At 71.3% G+C, this 387-nt stretch carries 1 protein-coding gene; it reads right to left on the reverse strand.

Translation table 11 applies throughout. The annotated features are described in order from the left end of the window. The coding region (locus PUR53_RS02940) for a tetratricopeptide repeat protein (protein WP_329907262.1) at positions 1-320 on the reverse strand (320 nt) is incomplete at its 3' end. Positions 321-387 lie beyond the last annotated feature (67 nt).

Below are 387 nucleotides of genomic sequence, written 5' to 3' on the forward strand. Positions count from 1 at the left end.
ACCCGCACGCGGTCGGCGAGGGCATGCTCGTACAGCGGGATGGCCCGGCCGAGATCCCCCACCGCCTCGTAGGCACCCGCGAGGTTGTTGCGGGAGGTGAACGTGGACGGGTGGTCCTCTCCGAGCACCCGCCCGCGGTCGGCGAGGGCCTGCTCGTACAGCGGGATGGCCCGGCCGAGATCCCCCACCGCCGCGTAGGCGGCCGCGAGGTTGTTGCGGGAGGCGAACGTGGACGGGTGGTCCTCACCCTGCACCCGCACGCGGTCGGCGAGGGTCTGCTCGTACAGCGGGATGGCCCGGCCGAGATCGCACCCCCACACGTATGCACTCCCGACACTCTACCTTGACGCGTAAGCGGACGGGTGCTACAAACCGAGCACCCGCACG

Origin of the sequence: Streptomyces sp. SP18BB07, assembly GCF_036322545.1 — a bacterium.
GTDB classification, from domain to species: domain Bacteria; phylum Actinomycetota; class Actinomycetes; order Streptomycetales; family Streptomycetaceae; genus Streptomyces; species Streptomyces deccanensis.